Source organism: Mesorhizobium sp. M7A.F.Ca.ET.027.03.2.1 (genome assembly GCF_003999175.1).
Classification (GTDB): domain Bacteria; phylum Pseudomonadota; class Alphaproteobacteria; order Rhizobiales; family Rhizobiaceae; genus Mesorhizobium.
The window spans coordinates 1-934 of the sequence record NZ_RZOM01001563.1; the positions used below are offsets into that span (position 1 = coordinate 1).

Sequence of the window (934 nt, forward strand, 5' to 3'; positions counted from 1 at the left end):
GAACGCGAACGCGAGCGCGACCTTCTCAAAGGCAGGGAGATTGCGGCATGAGTGAACCCCTGCTGGTGCTCGACAACGTCACCAAGAACTATGGCGCGATCGAAGCGCTCAAGGGGATCAGCTTCTCGATCGGCAAGGGCGAGGTCGTGGCGCTGCTGGGCGACAACGGCGCCGGCAAATCGACACTGGTGAAGATCATATCGGGCGGACTGGAGCCGACGTCGGGTCGCATGCTGTTCGAGGGCAAGGAATTCCTTGCCAAATCACCGGCCGAGGCCAAGGCCGCGGGCATCGAGACCGTCTATCAGGATCTCTCGCTGTGCACCAATGTCGACGTGGTCGCCAATTTCTTCATGGGCCGTGAGATCACACGCAAGTTTCTCGGCATTCCCGTGCTCGACGAGCACGCCATGGAAGCCGTTGTTGGAAAGGCGCTGGCCAATGCCGGCACCCGCATTCCCTCGCTGCGGGCCAATGTCGAGCATCTCTCGGGCGGCCAGCGGCAAGCCATCGAGCTCAACCGTTTCGTGCACTGGGGTGGCAAGCTGGTGCTGCTCGACGAACCGTTCGCCGCCCTCGGCGTCGAACAGACACGGCGCGGCCTCGACATGATCCGCCAGGTGGCGAACCAGGGCATCGGCGTCGTCATCATCACCCATATCATGCAGCAGGCTTTTCAGGTCGCCGACCGGATCGTGGTGATCCGCCAGGGCGTTGTGGCCGGCGATGTCGCACGCAATAAAACAAGTCCCGATGCGGTGATCAACATGATCACCGGTGAGACGCTTGCCGGTGCCGGACCGACAGGCTGAGGGACAAAAGAGGGGTCCGGCTTAAGAGGAGCGAACGACATGAAGCGAATACTTCTTGCTGTCTTCGGTATCCTTGCACTGGCCTTTGCCACGCTCACGCCGGCATTCGCCCAGTCCAAGGG

At 61.7% G+C, this 934-nt stretch carries 1 protein-coding gene; it reads left to right on the forward strand.

The features are described 5' to 3' along the window. The first annotated feature begins 47 nt into the window (after positions 1-47). On the forward strand, positions 48-812 hold the full coding sequence (locus EN750_RS36450; protein WP_127381266.1) for an ATP-binding cassette domain-containing protein: 765 nt from the start codon (positions 48-50) through the stop codon (positions 810-812). The last annotated feature ends 122 nt before the right edge of the window (positions 813-934 follow it).

Coding starts and splice junctions, on each gene's coding strand:
- EN750_RS36450 (WP_127381266.1), top strand. CDS start 48: ATGAGTGAACCCCTGCTGGTGCTCGACAACGTCACCAAGAACTATGGC.